Origin of the sequence: Scytonema sp. PCC 10023 (assembly GCF_963920835.1) — a bacterium.
Taxonomy (GTDB): Bacteria; Cyanobacteriota; Cyanobacteriia; order Cyanobacteriales; family Nostocaceae; genus Kalymmatonema.
On record NZ_CAWUDP010000302.1, the window covers coordinates 1 to 1,348 of the forward strand.

Here is a 1,348-nt window from a genome sequence, read left to right on the forward strand (position 1 = left end):
CTTGTAAACTCAGTGCTGCTGGGTCATTTTGTCATGTGTTAGTCTAAACTCCAGTCGCAAAGAATTACCGAATAATTCTAGAGTTGGTTCAATTTCTTTTGCATCGCCTAAGTCGATAGCTTGAGGTTCTCCTTGAGACTTGAGGATGTAGACGGCGTAACGCAGTGAACCAAAACTTTGGTTTGCTGATGCTTGGGGATTAAAAGGTTTATATCGAACTATTTCCACTAAAGCTCCATCAGCAGGAATTAATTTTTGGATAGCTTCCAACCTCACAGGTTGGGACAGACTACGAAATTCTGCACTACGAGCACTGAGTTTGCTTTCTAGTTGTTTTGCCGTTTCTTCCAGGGAGACAACTTGCAAGCGATACTGATCAACAGAAAGTTTCTCTGGGCGATTGTAAATCAAACTTGCCAGTTGGCTGTAGGTGTCAGATAGTTCATTGATTAATTTTTGGCTATCTGTGTCATTAACACGCTGGCGCAAGATTTGTAGACTATTGGTGAAGATATCTAAAATACGTCCTTTGCGTTGCAAGATGGTAGTCAGGGCTAAACGAGCAGCAGTAGGGTTGTTGGGTGCAGAGTTGAGGTGTAGGGAGATGGTAGCGTGTATAGTTCCAGAGATAGTTGCTAGGTAGTCGCGTTTTTGGCGTTCAAAGCCTGCATTTAGGTTGTAAATCAGGTTTTGTTCATCTACCTGTAGTCCGTTTCCAAAAATCTCAAGGGCATTTGTAATTTTAGCTTGTCTCCAATACAGAAATGCAAGATTATTCAAACTAGTTGCCACCAGTAGATGTTGTTCCCCCAGCAGGCGTTTTGTCATTTCTAGCGCTTGGCGATACAGGGGTTCGGCTTCACTGTAGCGTCCTTGACTCTCGTACAGCAATGCCAGATTATTCAAACTAGATGCCACAGAGGGATGTTGTTCCCCGAGCAGGCGTTTTGTCATTTCCAGAGCTTGGCGATACAGGGGTTCGGCTTCAGTGTAGCGTCCTTGACTTCCGTACAGCGCTGCCAGATTATTCAAACTAGTTGCCACAGAGGGATGTTGTTCCCCAAGCAGGCGTTTTGTCATTTCCAGAGCTTGGCGATGCAAGGGTTCGGCTTCACTGTAGCGTCCTTGCTTTTGGTACAGCGCTGCCAGATCATTCAAACTAGTTGCCACATCGGGATGTTGTTGCCCGAGCAGACGTTTTCTCATTTCCAGCGCTTGGCGAAACAGGGGTTCGGCTTGGGTGTAGCGTCCTTGATTTTGGTACAGCGCTGCCAGAGCATTCAAACTTTGTGCCACATCGGGATGTTGTTCCCCCAGCAGACGTTTTCTCATTTCCAGCGCTTGGCGA

General features: G+C 46.1%; 1 protein-coding gene. It reads right to left on the minus strand.

The genetic code is table 11. The features are described from left to right. Window positions 1-9: 9 nt before the first annotated feature. Window positions 10-1,348: tetratricopeptide repeat protein (locus tag ACM0OZ_RS48850; RefSeq protein ID WP_414590159.1), on the minus strand; the 1,339-nt coding region annotated here is incomplete at its 5' end.